This is a genomic window from Amycolatopsis sp. CA-230715, from assembly GCF_018736145.1.
Classification (GTDB): Bacteria; Actinomycetota; Actinomycetes; order Mycobacteriales; family Pseudonocardiaceae; genus Amycolatopsis.
In genome coordinates, this window is the sequence record NZ_CP059997.1 from 686,524 (window position 1) to 704,131 (window position 17,608).

The following is a 17,608-nucleotide window of genomic DNA, read 5'->3' on the forward strand; positions in this document are numbered from 1 at the left end:
CGGAGATCATCGCTGGAGGGAAGAGCATGCGCGGCATCAGGTTCGGCGGGCGGGGCACGGGGCAGCGGTTCGAGGTGGCGGAGCTGGCCGAGCCGGTGCCGGGGCCGGGGCAACTGCTCATCCGCGCCGAGGCGGTCGGAGTCGGTGTCGGGATCGTACGCATGCTGAACGGTGGCGCGGTGCCGCCGAACGGACCCGGCGGCGAGGTGGTCGGGAAGGTGGCCGCGGTCGGGCCCGACGTCACCGGGTACGAGATCGGCGACCGGGTCGGCGGTGTCGTGTTCGAAGGCCTCTACGCCGAGCAGGTGCTGGCCTCGCCGATGCTGATTTCCCGTGTGCCGCAAGAGGTCGACGCCGGTGACGCGCTGAGCCTGGTGCGTGGCGGCCTAATCGCGTTGTCGGTGCTGCGCGCCGCTCGCTTCGAGGCGGGCGAATCCGTACTGGTCACCGCGTCGGCGAGCGGAACGGGACACCTCGCCGTGCAACTGGCGAAGGCCCTCGGAGCGAGCCGCGTCGTCGCCGCGGCCGGGTCCGCGGACAAGGCGGAGTTCCTGCGGTCGTGCGGCGCGGACGAAGTAGTGGCCTACGGCGACGAAAGCTGGGGCGAGCCGGTGGACGTCGTCCTGGACGGCGTCGGCGGTGAACTCGTGCAGCGGGGCGTCGGAGCGCTCGCGCCGCACGGCAGGTTGGTCGCCTTCAGCGCGGGCGGCGGGACCGTGGACGCGGGCAGCCTGCTCGGCGAGCTGAAGTCGGTCATCGGCTTCTCCATCGGACTCGTCGCGAGGCGGCAACCCGAACTCGTGGACGAGCGGCGGGCCGAGCTGTGGGCACTGCTGGCCGGCGGCACCGTGCGCCCCGCCACCACGACGCTGCCGTTCGACCGGCTCGCCGAGGCCGTCGAGCTGATCGAGTCGCGGCGCAACCTCGGGCGGGTGCTGCTGCGCCCCTGACCCGTCCTATTCGGACAGCAAACCGCAAAACGGGTATGACCTTGCCCTGGTCCTCGCCGCTCCCTAAACTGTGCGAACCATACACAGATTCACTGGGGAAGCACCATGACCAAGACGGCACCGCTGCTGATGCGGATGCTCATGTCCGAGCGGATCCCGGCTTCGGCGGCCGACCGCGATGCCGCCGTGAGCCGGATCACCCGCGGCCGCGAAGACGGCGCGCTCACCGAACGCGAAGCGGGCGACCGCTTCGACCGGCTGGACATCGCCGCCACCCGCGAGGCCGTGCGCCGAGCCCTCGAAGGTCTGCCCGGCGTGCCGCCCGCGGTCCTCGTCCCCGTGCGCCGGGTGGTCACCTGGGTCTGGCTCGGCGTGAACGTCGTGCAGATCGCCGTCTGGCTGCTGATGTGCCTGATCGGCCTGCACTTCGCACCACCGTTCTGGCTGTGGTCGGTCGTCGGCGGCGGCCTCGTCGTGGCCGCGCTCTGGCTGCTCACCGAATCCGTCTTCCGGGTGCGCGGCTGACATGACCATCTCACCCGTCCGCCTCGACGCGGTACGCAAGACCTACGGACAGGGCGACAGCGCCGTCGTCGCGCTCGGCGGTGTCACCGTCGACTTCCCCGCGGGCAGCTTCACGGCCGTGATGGGCCCGTCCGGTTCCGGGAAGAGCACCCTGCTGCACTGCGCGGCAGGTCTCGACCAACCCGATTCGGGCACCGTGACGCTCGCGGGCACCCCGCTGACCGGGCTGGGCGAAACCGAACTCACCGTGCTGCGGCGGGATCGGGTCGCCTTCGTGTTCCAGTCGTTCAACCTGATGCCCGCGCTCACCGTGTGGGACAACGTCACGCTGCCGACCATCCTCGCCGGACGCACCCCCGACGAAACGTGGGTCAAGGGCGTGCTCGACAGGGTCGGCCTCGGCCACCGCACGAAGCACCGGCCTGGCGAGCTTTCCGGCGGCCAGCAGCAACGCGTCGCGGTGGCGAGGGCGCTCGCGGGCCGGGCCGCGGTGACCTTCGCCGACGAGCCGACCGGGGCACTGGACACCCAGACCGCGCTCGACGTGCTCGCGCTCCTGCGCGAGCTGGCCGCGGCTGGCCAGACGGTGGTCATGGTGACGCACGACCCGGTCGCGGCGTCCCACGCGGATTCCGCGCTGTTCCTCGTCGACGGGCACATCGTGTCCAAAGTGGACCGTCCGAGGGCGGACGCGGTGGCGGCCGAGCTGGCCGGGTTGACCGGGCGGGCGCGGTGACGCGGCCGATGACCAGGCTCGCGCTGGCGAGCCTGCGGTTCCGCGCCGCCGCGTCGGCGGCCACGTTCCTCGCGGTGCTCGTGGGCTGCGCGCTGCTGATCGCCTGCGGCGGGCTGATGGAATCCGCCATCCGGCTCGGCGCCGCGCCGCAACGGCTCGCGGGCGCGCCCGTCGTGGTGGCCGGTTCCGAAGGGTTCAAACTCCCCGACGAGGAAAGCGAAACCGTCGCCTACCCCGAGCGCGCCGCCGTCGATCCTTCGGTGCTGCCGAAGGTCGCCGCGACCTCGGGCGTTGCGAAGGCAGTACCGGACATCACCTTTCCCGCCACCATCGCGGGCGACGAGCCCAGCACCGATGTCCTTTTCGGACACAACTGGGCATCCGCCGCGCTGACCCCGTTCACGGTGCGCGAAGGCACCGAGCCGCGGCCGGGGCAGGTGAGCCTGAACGAGGCGTCGGCGGCCCGGCGCGGCGCCAAGATCGGCGCGCCGATCGACCTCGTGGTCGGCGGACGCGCGCAAACGTTCACCGTCGCGGGCATCCTGCACAGTGAACGAACCGTCGACGCGCCAGCGCTGTTCTTCGCCGAAGACGACGCGCGGCAGCTTTCGCCCCGACCGGGCAAAGTGGACGCGATCGGGATCGTGCCCGCCGACGGCGTGGACGTCGACGAGCTCGCGGAACGGCTGAGCACGCAGCTCTCCCCCGGCGCGAGCGTGCTGACCGGCGACGACCGCGGCGCGGCCGAGTACACCGGGATCGGCGCCAGCAGGCTGCCGCTGATCCTGCTCGCGGCCGTGTTCGGCGGCATGGTGCTGGTGGTGATGGCGCTCGTGGTGTCGGCCACGATCAGCCTTTCGGTGCGCCAGCGCCAGCAGGAGCTGGCCCTGCTCCGCGCCAGCGGGGCGACCCCGGCGCAGGCACACCGCATGGTGGTCGTCGAGACGACGGCGGTGGCCTTGCTGGGCGCGGTGTTCGGGGTGCCCGCCGGTGCGCTCGCCGGCGACCTGATCTTCTCGGCGAGCACCGCGCAGGGCGTGTTCCCCGCGCAGCTCGTGTTCCACCAGGGCATCGTGCCGTTCGCGGGCGGTTTCCTGCTGGCCGTCGGACTTCCTTGGCTGACCGCGCACTTCGCGGCGAGGAGCGCGGCGAAGGCGCGTCCGATCCAGGCACTGACCGAGGCCGCGATCCCGACCGCGAACCTCGGGCCCGTGCGCAAAGCGCTGGGCAAGGCGTTCGCCGCCGCGACCGTCGCGCTCGCGGCCACCACGATGTTCCTCGACCCGGAGACCGCGTCCGCGATCGGCGGACCCGCGGTGCTCACCGGTTCCATCGCGGTCGGGCTCTTCGGCCCGGAGCTCGTGCACGTCGTCGCCGGGATGGCGGCGCCGGTGCTCCGGCGGTTTTCCGGCGGGGCGCTGGCGGCGATCAACATCGGGGCGCGGGCGCGGCAGTTCGCCGCCGTGCTGACTCCGCTGACGCTCGCCACCGCCATCGCGCTCGGCAACATCTACGCGCAGACCACGCAGAGCGACGCGGCGGCGGCCGCCCGCGCCGACGAGCTGAGCGCCGACGTCGTGGTCTCTTCCGCCGACGGGGTCGTCCCGGCCGATCTCGCGGACCGGCTGCGCGGCGCGCCCGGCGTAACGACCGCGTCGTCACTGGTGACCAGCAAGGGCTGGATCGAAGAACCCTACGACGGCAACGGAAGCGACCCGAGCACGGTGCTCGGTGTCGACGCGCAGACGGCCGATCCGGTGCTGAGCACACCGGTGGCCGAAGGATCGTTGCGGGATCTCGCGGGCGCGTCCGTCGCGCTGCCCCAAGCCGAAGCCGAGAACCTCGGCGTGCGGCTGGGCGGCAAGGTCACCCTCCGCCTCGGCGACGGTGCGCGAGTCGAAGTCGCGGTGGTGGCTTTGCTGGACAGCTCGTCGAACTACCCGAGCGTGGTGGTGCCCGCGACGCTGCTGGCACCGCACACGAGTACCGGCCTGCCAAGCGAAATCCTCGTCCGCGGCACCGGTGACCTGGCGTCTGGGGTACGCCAGGTCGCCGGGCCGCGGACGATCGTCGGCGACGGCGACGCGCTGGCCGCCGAGTTCGCCACGGGCGTCGACGTGCAAGCGTGGATCAGCTACCTCCTCGCCGTGCTCGCGATCGCCTACGCGGCGATCGCGGCGGTCAACACGCTCGGGGTGGCAGTGCTGTCGCGGCGGCGGGAACTGGCGCTGCAACGGCTCGCCGGGGCCACCCGGCGGCAGGTGTCGCGCATGCTGTTCCTGGAAGGCGCCACGATCGGCGTGCTCGCGCTGGCACTCGGCACGGTGATCTCCCTGTTCTCCGTGCTGCCGATCGCGATCGCGACCGGTTCGGTGCTGCCGTCGGGGCCGGTCTGGGTGTTCGTCGCCGTGGTCGCCGCCGCGTTCCTGATCGTGTGGCCGGTCACCGCGATCACGGCCGGGCTCGCGATGAAGCGGAAACCCGTGGAAGAACTGAGCCTTGGCAGCGGACAGTAGTTTCCGAGGAAAGCGATGGCGGGCGGGACGTCCGGTGTGATGATCTGAGGTCATGACGGATCCGCTCGACGACCGCGAACTCGCCACCGAAGCATTCGAACTCGTGGCACAGGCGGTCAAGCCGTACCTGGACGCGCTCGCGGACGCACCGGTGCACGACGCCCGGACAGAGGGCCTGCTCGCGGAGCTGGACGGAGCGCTCCCGGACACCGGCGACGGCACGCTCCCCGCCGTCGAGCGGCTGGTGCGGGTCGGGACGGGAAGCGCGACCCGCTCGTCCGGCCCGCGGTTCTTCCACTTCGTGGTGGGCGGCGCGACACCGGCCGCGCAGGCGGGAGACTGGCTCACGACGCTGCTCGACCAGAACTCCGGCCTGTGGCGGTCGTCGCCGCTCGCGACACACGTCGAGACGGTGGCACTGCGCTGGCTCAAGGATCTGTTCGGGTTGCCGGAAAGCCACGGCGGGGTGCTGACGCCGAGCGCGACCTTCGCCAACCTCACCGCGCTGGCCTGCGCGAGGTATTGGTGGGCCGAACGCCACGGTGCCGACGTGACCGCGGACGGGCTCGCGGGCCTGCCCCGGATGCCGGTGCTCTCCAGCGGGTACGTGCACGCCAGCAGCCGCAAGGCGTTGCAGGTGCTCGGCCTCGGCAGGGACACCGTCGAAACGTTCGCCCGCGACGACACGGGCGCGGCCGACCTGGACGCGCTGGAGCGCAGGCTGGCCGAACTCGACGCGCCCGCGGTGCTCATCGCCAACGCGGGCGAGGTCAACGCGGGGGACTTCGACCCGATCGAGAAGATGGCCGACCTCGCGGAGTCCTATCGCGCCTGGTTGCATGTGGACGGTGCGTTCGGACTGTTCGCCGCGGCGTCACCGCGCACGGCACCGCTGGTACGCGGCGTCGAACGAGCGGACTCGGTGATCGCCGACGGGCACAAGTGGCTGAACGTGCCGTACGAAAGCGGCTTCGCGTTCGTCCGCGACGCGCGCATCCTCGGCAAGGCGTTCGGCGGCTGGAACGCGCCCTACCTTCCGGCACCGGACGAGGAGAAGGTCAACTACAACAACCTGGGCCCCGAATCGTCACGCCGCGCCCGCGCGCTGCCGATCTGGGCGACCCTGCGCGCCTACGGCAGGCAGGGCCACCGCGCCATGGTCGAACGCCACCTCGACCTGGCGCACCGCCTCGGCGATCTCGTCGACCACTCCGCCGACTTCGAGCTGCTCGCCCCGGTACGGCTGTGCGTGGTGTGCTTCCGCTACCGCCCGGCCGGACTGTCCGATGTGGACACCGACCTGCTGAACCAGCGGCTCGGCGACGCGATCGTCGACGACGGCAGGGTCTTCGTCGGCACCACCCGCTACCGGGGCGTCACCGCCCTGCGGCCCGCGATCGTCAACTGGCTCACCACCGAAGCCGATATCGACCTGCTCTTCGACATCACCAGCGAACTGGCCGAAAAGCTGTCATTGAATTAATCAAAGCTCCCTGCGTCAATTCTCGCTGAATGACAACGCTTTACTTAAGTAAGTTATACAAATTTCTTGTATATTCTCCTCCAGCCATCACCTTGCGTTACCAATTTTGTCCCAGAGCCATGTCGCTCGTATATTTGATCATCATAAAAGAATGGCCCTTCACTGCAATTGACTTTAATGAGCAATACTGCACAGCCATGATAGTCAATTAGAGTCAGAGACGAGGAAACCTGAGTGCGCAAGTTGTCTTGCAGCTTTGCCCCGGCTATTTTATCGGAAATCCAGTCGAAATACTCCTTCAAGGATTTCCCATAAATCTCTGCTTCACGACCTATCCCCACGACCTCATAACCCCTATAAGAAACTGATTCGACGCCGTCTAGTTGACGAATGCGATCGGCATCTTCTTTGTTATCGGCCACCCCGATAACAAGGAACCCGACCGAATCAGGACCATCATTCGCAATTGCGGTAATTGACTTGAGAATTTTCTCCCAGGAGCTCGGATCAAACTCTCGTTTGCTTGAGTTTAAGCTGAATAGACCCTGTTTTAGTTCACAAAGAGACTGTTCGGCAACTGAATTTGCTAGCACTTTTTCCAAATATGATGCCTGACTAAATCTTCCGGCGTCACGGGCAGCGCCTTCGACTTTTTCAAATCCATTACGCACCGCCCCTTTTACCGCATTAATATTCTTCTCCTTGTCGACCGCCGTCCAATCGCCGCCACCGCCAGGAATGTTGAGCTGCCCCCGCGAAGCCCCGATACCACGAAGAAGGCTAGCAACTTTCTTCCTGTCAGACACCCTCATACCTTCTTGTACGATCAGCTCCCAAAAGGCCATGTATACCGCTTGAAAATACCGCGGATACCGTCCTCCCGAGCTCCGGCCGACAACGAGGCGCACAAACCTCTCCCCTGAGGCATCTAAGACTGCTCGAAGCTCGTCGTAAACATTGAAGAAATCTTCTTCAATGTTTTGCTCGCCATACACTTCAATACGATTACTTATTCTCTTATATAGAGTTGAAGAATTCGGCTCATCCTCGTCGGCCTTACCATAGACAGCATCACGCGTATCAGTTCCCGACGAGGGAATCGGACTTACTAGGCAATCAACCAGAATGTCTAGTACAAGCTGCTCATCGAACGAGCTTCGGACATCGAGACGACGGAGTATCGATTGTTGAACCCAGAAGATCGAGTCGACATCCACCCCATAGTCCAGATGCCTGTTGTTAATACTCAGATTCGGCATCTCTTTCAAAGGGACAATATCTTTACTAGTAGAATCCCCTCGAATTCGACTAGCAAATACTCGAACGAGCTGCGCAACCTTCGCAGTGGAACCCGCTTGCCTCAACTCCTGACCAGAGAGTCGCCTTCCGCCAGAATTTATACGGCGAAAGATTTCGTCGATCTCTTCAGTATTCGGCGCCTTAAATATGGAGACAGGAAGAAGATAGTTAGCAATCTTCCTTGATAATTCTCGGGATAACACCGGGCTCTTTTGAGTCAACTTTCCGCTATCGCGCCTATCTTTTGTGTCCGCAAGAGAGTCGAGATCGAAATATGCCCCCTCAAGATCAAATTCGTTCTCCACGAATGCAAAGATCGCATTGAGTCTTTGCATTCCGTCTATTAGTTCATAGCTAACATGCGCAGGACCTGAAGTTTCAGCTACCAGAATAAGTGGAACAGGAAGATCACGTACGATTGAGTCTATAAGAGCTTGCTTTTCTTCCACAGTCCATACCAGCTTGCGCTGATAGCGTCGATTAACCCCGTACCATCCGGCAAGATAGTCCGTATATAATTTTTGTATACTTTCACCACGGACAGTCAGATCAGTTGATGTCGAATTTGGCAACGGTCAACCTTTCGGGATGCGCGCGCTACTACCACAGACAAGTAATCACGATTCTATCCCATCCTTCAGTCCAGTCCTACAGCAGCCCGCCGATGTGACCACAAGGAGCAGCTCAGCGCCAGTCGTTAGCGGATCAACAAGATCCACAGACGCAAGAACTCAGTCAGTAAGATCGACAAGACGATGCCGAGACTGAAAGCTACCTTGACGATCGACCTGGCGTGACTGATCATCGGTCAGTTGCCTTTAGTGTTTACGTGAGCCAAATGCACTTGCAGTGCAATCGCATAAATCTTCACCAAAATCGACATGTATCGAACACATTTATTCAAATTCAACAAGTTCGCCGACAGCTCAATATCCTCATTCTGAACGCTGCATGCTAATCCAGCGCAAACTTTACGGCCAGATGGAGGTGACCCATTCCGGGTGGTCGATGAACGGGTTGCGGTTGTGCTGGAACTTGTCGAAGACGACCTGGTTCCGGTGCTGTTCGAAGGCGTCGGGCGGATCCTGCTGGCTCCACGCCTTCAGCACGGACAGGCGGCCGATCGCGGGGGCCGAGCCGTTGTCGACCTTGTCGTTCGGCTCGAGGTCCGGCGCGCCGTCGTCGCCGTCGTACCGCACCGCCATGTAGAGGATCATGCGTGCGACATCGCCCTTGACCGCGTCGCGCGGCTCGAACGAGTCGTCGTCGGTGCGGTTGCCAGGCGCTCCTTCGACCTCGCCGCCACCGTTGTCGAAGTCCTTGTTCCCGCGCTCGGAGTTGACCGAAACCTGTTCGGGGCGCAGGTGGTGCAAATCCGTACCAGGCCCGGTCCCGGTGCCGAAGTCGCCGTGGGACTTCGCCCAGACGTGCTCGCGGTTCCAGTCGCTGGTACCGCCGCCGTTGCTGGTCTTCGGCTGGGACTTGCCGGAGTAGACGTCGATGACGTTCGCGGAGTTGGCCGGATCCTCGTCGGTCGCCTTGATCCCGTCCCAGACCTGGTCGTAGTCGAGCTTGTCCATCTTCGAAATGATCGTGTGCAGCGCCGCCTTGAGCTCGGCTCCGCTCTTGCCTTCGGCGTCCTTGTAGTAGTCGTCCGCCGCGGCGGCGGGCCCGGCGAGCATGGTGCCGGCGAGCGCGGCCCCCAGCAGCGCGACGGGCAGTTGACGGCTCAGGCGCATGACCGCGTCCTTCCCCCGGTCGGCGCGACGACCCGGTCCGGGACGACGCGGCGAGATCGGCAACTTGTGAGAAAAACACTGTCACACGCACCAATGCGTTGAATACCGACGATCGTCGGTTGACAAGCGCTGCCCGGCGTCGCCGTCCGGCGAAAAACACGCACGCCACTGACAAAGACGGCATCCGAATTGCTCAGCGAATTGACAAACAATTCCACTTCGGAAACTGCTAACGTTCGTTTCCGTCTCGCGACGCGCGCGTTTTTCCGTTGGAGGGTCGACGATGATCAACCGGAATCGCAGGGTGTCCAGGGTGCTGGCGCTTCTCGCCGGATTCGCACTGATGACCGGCATCGGGGCGCCCGCACGGGCCGCCGCCGAGCCCGAACTGCCGAGCTTCCCGACGGCCTTGCTCTATTCGTTCGGAAACCCCGACGCGACCCCGCCGGGAGCGAACGACTGGTCCTGCACGCCGTCGCGCGCCCACCCGCGCCCGGTGGTGCTGGTGCACGGGACCTGGGAAAACCGCTACGACAACTTCGCCAAGCTGTCCCCCGCGCTCAAGCGCGCCGGGTACTGCGTCTTCGCGCTGAACTACGGCGCACGCGGCCCCGGGCTGATCGGCCAGTCCCCCGCGGTGAAGGGGTACGGCGACATCGGCGAGTCGGCGAAGGCCCTGGCGGCGTTCGTGGACCGCGTTCGCGCGTCCACCGAATCCGACGAGGTCGACCTCGTCGGGCACTCGCAGGGCGGCATGATGGCGCGCCAGTACCTGAAGTTCGAAGGCGGCACCGGCAAGGTGCACACCTTGGTCTCGCTGGGCGCCACGCACCACGGCACCACGCTCAGCGGTATCGCGACCCTCGCGGAAACGCTCCACCTGCTCGGGTTTTCGCCGTTGCTGCTCGGCGACGCCGCACAGCAGCAGGTCGTCGGCTCCTCGTTCCTCGCGAAGCTGAACGAAGGCGGCGACACCGTGCCCGGCGTCGACTACCTCGCGATCGCCACGAAGTACGACGAGGTCACCACGCCGTACTCGTCGGCGTTCCTCACCGCGGGGCCCGGCGCCACCGTACGGAACGTGACGCTGCAGGACGGCTGCCCGCTCGACCTCTCCGATCACCTGTCGATGACCTACTCCGCACGCGCGATCGGGTTGGTCGAACGTGGCCTCGACCCCTCCGCGCCGCCCGCGCCGTGCGGGGTGAACCTGCCCGTGCTCTGACCACGGTCCACCGTGGCCGGTGCTCAGGACTCGCCGCGGTTGCGCCGGGCCGTGAGCGCCACCAGCGCACCACCGAGGATCAGCAGCAGCCAGCCGACGGCCAGCGTGCCGCGGACGTCGGTCCCGGTCGACGCCAGCGGGCGGCCGCCGGAGGGTCCGCTGCCCGGTTGCGTTCCGGTCGCGACCGGCTGCCCGGTCGTGCTCGACGAAGGCACCACGGGAGCGAGCGTCGTGCTCGTCGTGGTGGCCGACGTACTGCTGCCGGTGGACTCGCTCGTGGTCGCGCTGGTCGTGGACGTGGTGGCCGAAGTACTGCTCGTCGTGCTGGTGCTCGGAGTGGTCGGCTTGGTGGTGCTCGTGGTCGTCGTCGGCTCGGTGCTGGAGCTGGTTGTCGTCGAGGTCGGAGCCGTGGTCGTCGTCGTGGGCTTGGTGGTCGGCGTGGTGACGCAGTCGGGCAGGTCCCCGGTGAACGGGTAGGCGTGGAACTCCTGCCCGCCGCCCCCGGTGGCTTCCGAGGTGTGCAGCAGCGATCCCGTGGTGAAGAAGCGGCCGTTCACCCCGGACGCCGTGACCGTCGTGAGGCTGCCGGGATTGCCGACGAGCACGCTGCCCTGGAACTGCGCGCCCCCGGCGATCCGCACGCTGGCGGCGTCCGGGAAGTTCCACAGCAGCCGCTCCCGCAGCTTGTTCAGCGGGTCCTGGTCGCCGGGGTCGCCGGTGTAGGTGTTGATCGTCCGCGCGCCACCGGTCATGTTGACCAGCACGGTGGCGCCTGCCGGGATGCCCTGGAACTCGATCCCCTGCATGCCGCCGCCGGGGCCGGTCAGGTCGAAGTCCACTGTGAACACCTGCAGCGCGGATTTCCCGTCGCCGGTGAACAGGGTCCGGTAGCCCTCGTTGCGCGCCGTGCCCGTGGCGGGCCTCGGCTCGGCGTCCTGGCGGGCGTAGCAGTGGCTGGCCCGGCGCAGGTCGGCGCGCAGGCCCGCGTACGGCTCGGCCGCGTCCGAGTCCTGCACGAGCTTGCCCGTGACCGTCCCGGTGAGCGCTCCCGCGTGCCGGACGACACCGCCGTCGGCGAGCAGGCGCTGGCCGTCCGCGACGCTCACATCTCCCCCGGTGGTCAGGAAATCCGCGCCGTCCGGCGGCGGCACCCGCGATCCGACTCCGGCGATACCGACGTTGTAGATGGCGGACGCACCCGCGCGCTTCGCCATGTCGAAGTCGCCGAGCACGACGACCCTGCCCTCGGCTTCCGCCGCCGCGCCGCGCACCTGGAACCCGCCGCCGACGTAGACGTTGATGCCGTTGTCGCGACCGGCGAACCCGCCGTTGTTGATCGGCGGATACGGGTTGGGGCAGGCGTCTCCCGCGCACGGCCCCAGCCCGCCCGGTAACGGCGCGGCGACCGCACCGGGGGTGGCCACGATGGCCACCAGGCCCACCGTGGCGGCGATACTGGCGGATATCGTGGCGAATCGCCTTGCGCGCATGCGACCGATTGTTGTGCCGGCCGGCCGAACCCGCTCACCCGAACGGCGGAAATACCCCAACCGGGCGACACCCGCACCTGAAACGGCGCCGCCATTCTCCGTAACCCGATGTGATGTGGAACATACTCATTGGGGGCGCGGTTGCCGGTACTTCTAATGTTTGCGGTACGGGTTCTCGCCCCTGGGGGTTTCACTTGTTCCGGTCACCGGCAACAACTGTCCGAGGCGTGCGCCCGGAATCAATTCATTCCCTCATCCGAGAGGTTCCTCGATGCCGCAATCCGGAAGTCTTCGAAGACGTTCCCTGCTCTCCGCCACCACGGCGGTGACCGCGCTGGGAGCGCTCACCTTGGCCGCTGCCCCTGCCAGCGCCGCCGAAACCCGCGTTCCCTGCGACGCGGCGGCTCTCGTCGCAGCGGTCACCGCGGCCAACGCCTCCAGCGAACCGGACACCCTTTCCCTGGCACCGAACTGCGTCTACACCCTCACCTCCGCAGCGGACACCAGGTGGGCCACCGGGCTTCCCCCGATCACGGGAAAGCTCACCATCAACGGCAACCACGCCACCATCGCCAGGGCAAAGAGCGCACCGCAGTTCCGGATCATCTTCAACCGGAGCGACCTGACTCTCAACGAGATCACCATCACCGGCGGCCACGCCCCCGACGGGGTCGGCGTCGACTCCTACGGCAAGGCGAATCCGGGCGAGCCAGGCGGAGGCATCGAGAACTGGGGGCCGCTGACCATCTCCAACAGCGCGATCACCGACAACACCGCGGGAGCGGGCGCCCCTGGCACCGACGGCACCGCCGCCGCACCGCGGGCAGGTGACGGAGGACGTGGCGGATTCGGCGGCGGAATCTCCTCCTACGATTCCGGTTCGGTGCCACTGACCATCACCGGCAGCTCGGTGACAGGCAACACGACAGGCGTCGGCGGCAGAGCGGGCAACAGCATGGGTACCGCGCCGGGTGGCCAAGGTGGCACCGGTGGGTTCGGTGGTGGCATCGACGTCACCGCCGGGACCGCCCTGCGGATCACCGGCAGCACCATCACCGGCAACAGCGCCGCGGACGGCACTCCAGGCGGTTCCGGAGGTCCTGAGGGCGGCGGGGGCGGAGACGGCGGTAGTGGTGGTTCGGGGGCCGGGGTGTTCTATTCCTCCGACGAGGGCAAGCCGCTGAACCCGGTCGTCGTGGACACCAAGATCTCCGGCAACCGGGCGGGCAAGGGTGGTGATGCCGGTGTCTCGGGCCCCGGCGGATACGCGGGCTGGCCGGGCTACGGCGGGCGCGGCGGCGGACTCGACGTGTTCTACGACTTGCTCACCCTGGACGGGGGGACGGTCACCGACAACGTGGCGGGCGAGCCAGGATCGGGACCCAACCCCCTTCCCGCTTCCGGCGGTGGCATCGCCACCCTGCGCGCACGTGTCGCGCTGACAAACGGGGCCGTGGTGAGCGGCAACCGGCCCGACAACTGTGACTCGGTTGCCGATGTGCCCGGCTGCGTCAACGGCCAGCGCGCGCTCGGCGTTCAGCGCACCCGCGAGGCCTTTGCCCTGGACCGCCAGGCCGCCGATGTGGCCGCAGCGGCGCAGGCCGCGTTCTCGGCAATGTCGGCCAGGTAAGGCAACAGGACTGTTTTCGCGCCCGGCCGGGGTTTCCCGACCGGGCGCGAGTCGGTGCTAGTTCGGGTTCGGAGTACAGCCCGTGCCGGTGGTGAGGTTCAGCGCGGCCCGCGTGGTGTCGAGGTAGGCGCACCCGTCTCGTTTGTTCGGTTCGACGTAGCCGCCTTCGTGCCATTCGTTCCAGGCGTACAACGACACAAAGTTGTCCACTGTGGAGGGACGGGTCGATTCGGCGATATCGGTGCCGATGTTGGTGAGTAGCTGCCGGTACTTCGGCAGGTCGGCGTCGGGGAACCACCGGAACGCCTTGGCCTGCGCCGCCGGGTCCGGGCCGGGGTCGCCGATCAGGATCCCGATCCGGGGCCGCTCGTCGAAGTCCGAAGTCGCGCAGCGCACGAGAACTCCGGGATATGCCTTGAAGAACTCCCGCTGGCGGTCGACGTAGCGCTGGTAGGACCGGGACTCGTCGAACTGGCCGAGGCATTGGCTGCCGTCGAATCCGGTGCCCGCCGGGGGAAGCCCGCCGTTGAGGGTGATGAGCACGTCCTCGCCGAGCTTTTCCTTCGCCCGCGCCCGGATGGCGTCGTTGAACCGCTTGGTGTCCGCGTTGTCCATACCGGACTCCGAGCCGTTCCCGATGCCGCGCGCGTCGCACACGCCGATGATCGGCCTGCCGTCGTTGGCCCGGAGGTAGTTGGGTTGCGTCAGGTAGGTGTCGACAAGGGTGTTCGCGGCTTTTGTGATCTGCTCGTCCGGGATGTTCAGGCTGACGTCGCCGTCTTTCCACGGGTGCATGCAGGGAAGCACGTTGAAATCGATGCCGGACCGGTTCTGCGCCCGCAAAAAGGCCTTGAGGCCGTCGATGTAGTTCTCGCCGCCGCCGTTCGCGGGATTCCAGTACCAGTAGAAGCTGAAGTACCGCAGCCCGGATCCCGCGGCTTGGGCGATCTGCTTGCGCAGCGTTTCGGGGTCGGAGTCGTCGTAGTAGCCGATGGCGGGCTGGCGGTCGGAGAAGTCCTCGTCCGGCCAGTGCCACGCGTTGCGCGGCACCCCGGCGCCCGCGAAGTCGCGCAGCCCGCCCCACGGGTCCTGCGCCCTGCCGTAGACCCGCTCGACGTTGCGCATCATCGCCTGGTTGCCGTTCTTGTCCCAGGTGGCGAAGTAGATCGCGCCGGTGCGGTGGAACGCGGTCCAGACGTACCCGAGCGGGCCGTCGGTGCGATACCCCTTGGCCGCGAACGCTTTCTCCTGCGCGGCGGGAACCACGCGCCACTCGGCGCCGTTCGACATCCGCAGCAGCGCGTCCGTGCCGGGGACCTTGGTGGTGGCCGCGTAGCCCAGCACCCCCTCGTCCGCGAAACGACCGGACGCCACGAGCTGCCGGCGCTCGTCGGCGGAAGCGGTCAGCAGGTACGTCGGCGCAGCGGCGGAGCGCAACCGGAAGACGGGCTGGCTGCCCTCGAACGGCTGCCTGCGCAGGTACCCGAGCTTGCTGCTCAACGCGGTCATACCGTACTGCCCGACCGCCGAAGACTGTTCGGCCTGCGACAGTGTCCAGAACCAGCCCTTCCCGCCCGCGGTGCGCAGTTCGAGAAGCGGAACCGGATCGACGACCTTGGCCTCCGACGACGAACCGGCCGCGGCACCGGCCGACGCTGGGACGGCCTGCCCTTCCGGCACCTGGACGAGGCTCACGGCGACGAGAACGGCCGCGGCCATGGCGCGCAACGAACGCATGATTACCCCCTGGAGTTCGGTCCGGGCAGCTTAACGCGCCGGTCCGAAAAGGACACTGATCAGCCGTGCGACTCCGAGGCCGCGTCGATCACTTCGCCGAGCACGTCACGGGAGTTGGTCAGTTCGACGATCATCCGGTCGATCCGCTGCTGCTCGGCGATCAGCTCGTCGACCAGCTGGGTGGTGGCGGTCTCGGAAGGCCCGCCGTCCGTGTCCCGCATGCACGGGAGCAGCCGCGCGATCTTCTTGCTGTGCAGACCCGCGGCGAACAGCTCCTGGATGCGGATGACCCGGTCGACGGCCCGCGCCGGATAGTCGCGCTGGCCGCCGGGAGTGCGCTCGGCCGCGAGCAGTCCCTGCTGCTCGTAATAACGCAGCGACCGTTCGCTGACCCCCGTGCGCCGGGCGAGCTCACCGATCCGCATATCGACTCCCACCGGGATCTCGGAGTTGAACCTGACACTGATGTCAGCTTCTACCGTATCGGCATGACGAACCCCATGGAGAACGAACTCTTCGACTACAGCCCGATCACCGAGCGTCCGACGATCACCTGGCCCGGCGGTGCCCGCGTCGCCGCCTACATCGGTCTCAACGTGGAGCACTTCCTCGTCGACCGCCCCTCCACCAGCATCTGGCCCGGCTCAGCGGCGCTGGTCCCCGACGCCCTCAACTACGGCTGGCGCGATTACGGCGCGAGGGTGGGCATCTGGCGCACGATCCAGAGCCTGGACCGGCACGGCATCCGGGCAAGCGCCTTGGTCAACTCGGCGGTCGCCGAGCACTACCCGCAGATCATCACGGCGGGGGTCGCTCGGGACTGGGCGTGGCTCGCGCACGGGCGGACCAACTCGATCCTGCACACCGGCATGACCCGCGACGAAGAACGCGTTTTCCTCACCGACATCGTCGACACCATCACCACCGCGACCGACCGGCGGCCGCAAGGCTGGATGGGGCCCGGTCTCACCGAAACGTTCAACACCCCGGCGTTGCTCGCCGAACTCGGCCTCAGCTACGTACTGGACTGGACCAATGACGACCAGCCCTACCGGCTGAACACACCCGGCATGCTCAGTGTCCCGTACTCGGTCGAGCTCAACGACCTGCTCCTGTTCAGCAAAGGCTTCACCGGGCCGGACTTCCTCCAGATGGTCAAGGACCAGTACGAACAACTGCACACCGACTCCGAACACAGCGGCCGCGTCCTGGCTCTCGCCCTGCACCCGTTCGTGATCGGCCAACCCTTCCGGCACAAGTACCTCGACCAAGCGCTGGAATACCTCGCCGCGCAACCCGACATCTGGCTGACCACCAGCGACGAGATCGCCGACCACTACCGAAGCACCGTCGACGAGCACTGACCCGACCGCAGCCGGACCGAGCAGGATCAGGCCAATCGGGTGGGCCAACGTGTCAGCATAAGAACCATGCGCCCCCAGGAAACGCGCGTTGCGCGGATGGGGGTCCGGGGGCGTGCCCCCGGCTGAGGTCTGGGGGCTTGGCCCCCAGAAACAATGACGATGATCGCCAACGGGGAAGGCGTACCCGCCGAACAGGCAGAACCGAAGATCGGGTGGACCTAACGTGTCAGTACACGAACCGTCAACCGGCGCTGGTCCGGACCAAACCGGACCGGGCTGGGTCGGACGAAGCTCGCACCGTGGGTCTGGGGCTCGGCCCCAGAAACAACACCACCCGATCCCGGCGAAGGTGCGAAGCACCGAGCAGGATCAGGCCAATCGGGTGGGCCGGGCGGGGCTCGAACCCGCGGCCAAGGGATTATGAGTCCCCTGCTCTAACCAACTGAGCTACCGGCCCCTCACACCGGAAGCGCCGCAGTTCACGGACCAGCGTCGAAGGCCGATGGTGTGAAAGGGGTCCCAGTCGCGTCAAGTTATCACGGGCTGGCGGCGGCTCGGGGCGGTGGGCCGTTTGCGCGGCGGGCTTCTCCTGGGACGTTCGGTCGTCTAGCGTCGATGCCTCAGCGCACACCTGGATGGTGGTCATGTCCGGTTCCGGCACGACTTCCGGGGGCAGAGCCCCGCGCTCGCTCGCGATGGCGAACGTGTTGGTGGCGGGACTCGCGCTCGGGTACCTCGCTCGTGAGAACCGCGAGGTTCTCGTGGCACACCTTCCAGCGCTCAGCCTGGTCGTGCTGGTCGTCGTAGTGTTCGTGGTGGCTGCGGGGCGAACGCTTCTGCGGGCGAGTCATCATGTCGAGAACATCCTCGACGCCGAATTCGGTCCTGACCGCAGACGATGAGCGAACACAAAA

General features: G+C 66.8%; 14 protein-coding genes and 1 tRNA gene. 9 read left to right on the plus strand and 6 right to left on the minus strand.

Features of this window, described 5'->3' with window-relative positions; translation table 11 throughout:
- The first annotated feature begins 26 nt into the window (after positions 1 to 26).
- The 5 genes from HUW46_RS03260 to HUW46_RS03280 all read left to right on the plus strand — a co-directional run bounded on the left by HUW46_RS03260 (position 27) and on the right by HUW46_RS03280 (position 6,210).
- Entirely contained in the window at positions 27 to 950 is a 924-nt protein-coding gene (locus tag HUW46_RS03260; RefSeq protein WP_215545845.1) for a quinone oxidoreductase family protein, read from the plus strand.
- A gap of 105 nt (positions 951 to 1,055) precedes the next feature.
- Positions 1,056 to 1,475 carry a hypothetical protein gene (locus HUW46_RS03265; RefSeq protein ID WP_215545846.1) on the plus strand — a complete coding sequence of 140 codons (420 nt, stop codon included), beginning with the start codon at positions 1,056 to 1,058 and terminating at the stop codon, positions 1,473 to 1,475.
- Between the two features lies 1 nt (position 1,476).
- Positions 1,477 to 2,211 carry an ABC transporter ATP-binding protein gene (locus HUW46_RS03270; protein WP_215545847.1) on the plus strand — a complete coding sequence of 245 codons (735 nt, stop codon included), beginning with the start codon at positions 1,477 to 1,479 and terminating at the stop codon, positions 2,209 to 2,211.
- An 8-nt stretch (positions 2,212 to 2,219) separates the two neighbouring features.
- Positions 2,220 to 4,727, plus strand: coding sequence for an ABC transporter permease (locus HUW46_RS03275; RefSeq protein WP_215545848.1), 2,508 nt, complete (start codon positions 2,220 to 2,222; stop codon positions 4,725 to 4,727).
- A gap of 52 nt (positions 4,728 to 4,779) precedes the next feature.
- Positions 4,780 to 6,210, plus strand: coding sequence for a pyridoxal phosphate-dependent decarboxylase family protein (locus HUW46_RS03280; protein ID WP_215545849.1), 1,431 nt, complete (start codon positions 4,780 to 4,782; stop codon positions 6,208 to 6,210).
- A 53-nt stretch (positions 6,211 to 6,263) separates the two neighbouring features.
- Here HUW46_RS03280 and HUW46_RS03285 read toward each other — a convergent pair whose 3' ends face one another.
- Positions 6,264 to 8,081, minus strand: a complete 1,818-nt coding sequence (locus HUW46_RS03285; protein ID WP_215545850.1) for a GmrSD restriction endonuclease domain-containing protein — start codon at positions 8,079 to 8,081, stop codon at positions 6,264 to 6,266.
- 399 nt (positions 8,082 to 8,480) lie between these two features.
- On the minus strand, positions 8,481 to 9,248 hold the full coding sequence (locus tag HUW46_RS03290; protein ID WP_215545851.1) for an endonuclease I family protein: 768 nt from the start codon (positions 9,246 to 9,248) through the stop codon (positions 8,481 to 8,483).
- A 283-nt stretch (positions 9,249 to 9,531) separates the two neighbouring features.
- Here HUW46_RS03290 and HUW46_RS03295 point away from each other — a divergent pair, with 283 nt between their 5' ends.
- Positions 9,532 to 10,473 (plus strand): esterase/lipase family protein, encoded by a 942-nt coding sequence (locus HUW46_RS03295; RefSeq protein ID WP_215545852.1) that lies wholly within the window; start codon positions 9,532 to 9,534, stop codon positions 10,471 to 10,473.
- 23 nt (positions 10,474 to 10,496) lie between these two features.
- On the opposite strand, the gene HUW46_RS03300 is transcribed toward HUW46_RS03295, so the two are convergent.
- Positions 10,497 to 11,963 carry a choice-of-anchor A family protein gene (locus tag HUW46_RS03300; protein WP_215545853.1) on the minus strand — a complete coding sequence of 489 codons (1,467 nt, stop codon included), beginning with the start codon at positions 11,961 to 11,963 and terminating at the stop codon, positions 10,497 to 10,499.
- A 271-nt stretch (positions 11,964 to 12,234) separates the two neighbouring features.
- On the opposite strand from HUW46_RS03300, the gene HUW46_RS03305 reads away from it, so the two are divergent.
- Positions 12,235 to 13,593 (plus strand): hypothetical protein, encoded by a 1,359-nt coding sequence (locus tag HUW46_RS03305; RefSeq protein WP_254125765.1) that lies wholly within the window; start codon positions 12,235 to 12,237, stop codon positions 13,591 to 13,593.
- A 57-nt stretch (positions 13,594 to 13,650) separates the two neighbouring features.
- Here HUW46_RS03305 and HUW46_RS03310 read toward each other — a convergent pair whose 3' ends face one another.
- Positions 13,651 to 15,330: a glycoside hydrolase family 99-like domain-containing protein gene (locus tag HUW46_RS03310; protein ID WP_215545854.1), complete on the minus strand. Its 1,680-nt coding sequence runs from the start codon at positions 15,328 to 15,330 to the stop codon at positions 13,651 to 13,653.
- A 59-nt stretch (positions 15,331 to 15,389) separates the two neighbouring features.
- Positions 15,390 to 15,755, minus strand: coding sequence for a MerR family transcriptional regulator (locus HUW46_RS03315; protein ID WP_215545855.1), 366 nt, complete (start codon positions 15,753 to 15,755; stop codon positions 15,390 to 15,392).
- Between the two features lie 63 nt (positions 15,756 to 15,818).
- Here HUW46_RS03315 and HUW46_RS03320 point away from each other — a divergent pair, with 63 nt between their 5' ends.
- Positions 15,819 to 16,694 (plus strand): polysaccharide deacetylase family protein, encoded by an 876-nt coding sequence (locus HUW46_RS03320; RefSeq protein ID WP_254125767.1) that lies wholly within the window; start codon positions 15,819 to 15,821, stop codon positions 16,692 to 16,694.
- 383 nt (positions 16,695 to 17,077) lie between these two features.
- Here HUW46_RS03320 and HUW46_RS03325 read toward each other — a convergent pair.
- Positions 17,078 to 17,151 (minus strand) — tRNA-Ile (locus HUW46_RS03325).
- Positions 17,152 to 17,338: 187 nt separating this feature from the next.
- Between HUW46_RS03325 and HUW46_RS03330 the strand changes: the two genes are divergently transcribed.
- The gene (locus tag HUW46_RS03330; protein ID WP_215545856.1) at positions 17,339 to 17,596 is read left to right on the plus strand and encodes a hypothetical protein; all 258 of its coding nucleotides are present in this window, start codon (positions 17,339 to 17,341) and stop codon (positions 17,594 to 17,596) included.
- The last annotated feature ends 12 nt before the right edge of the window (positions 17,597 to 17,608 follow it).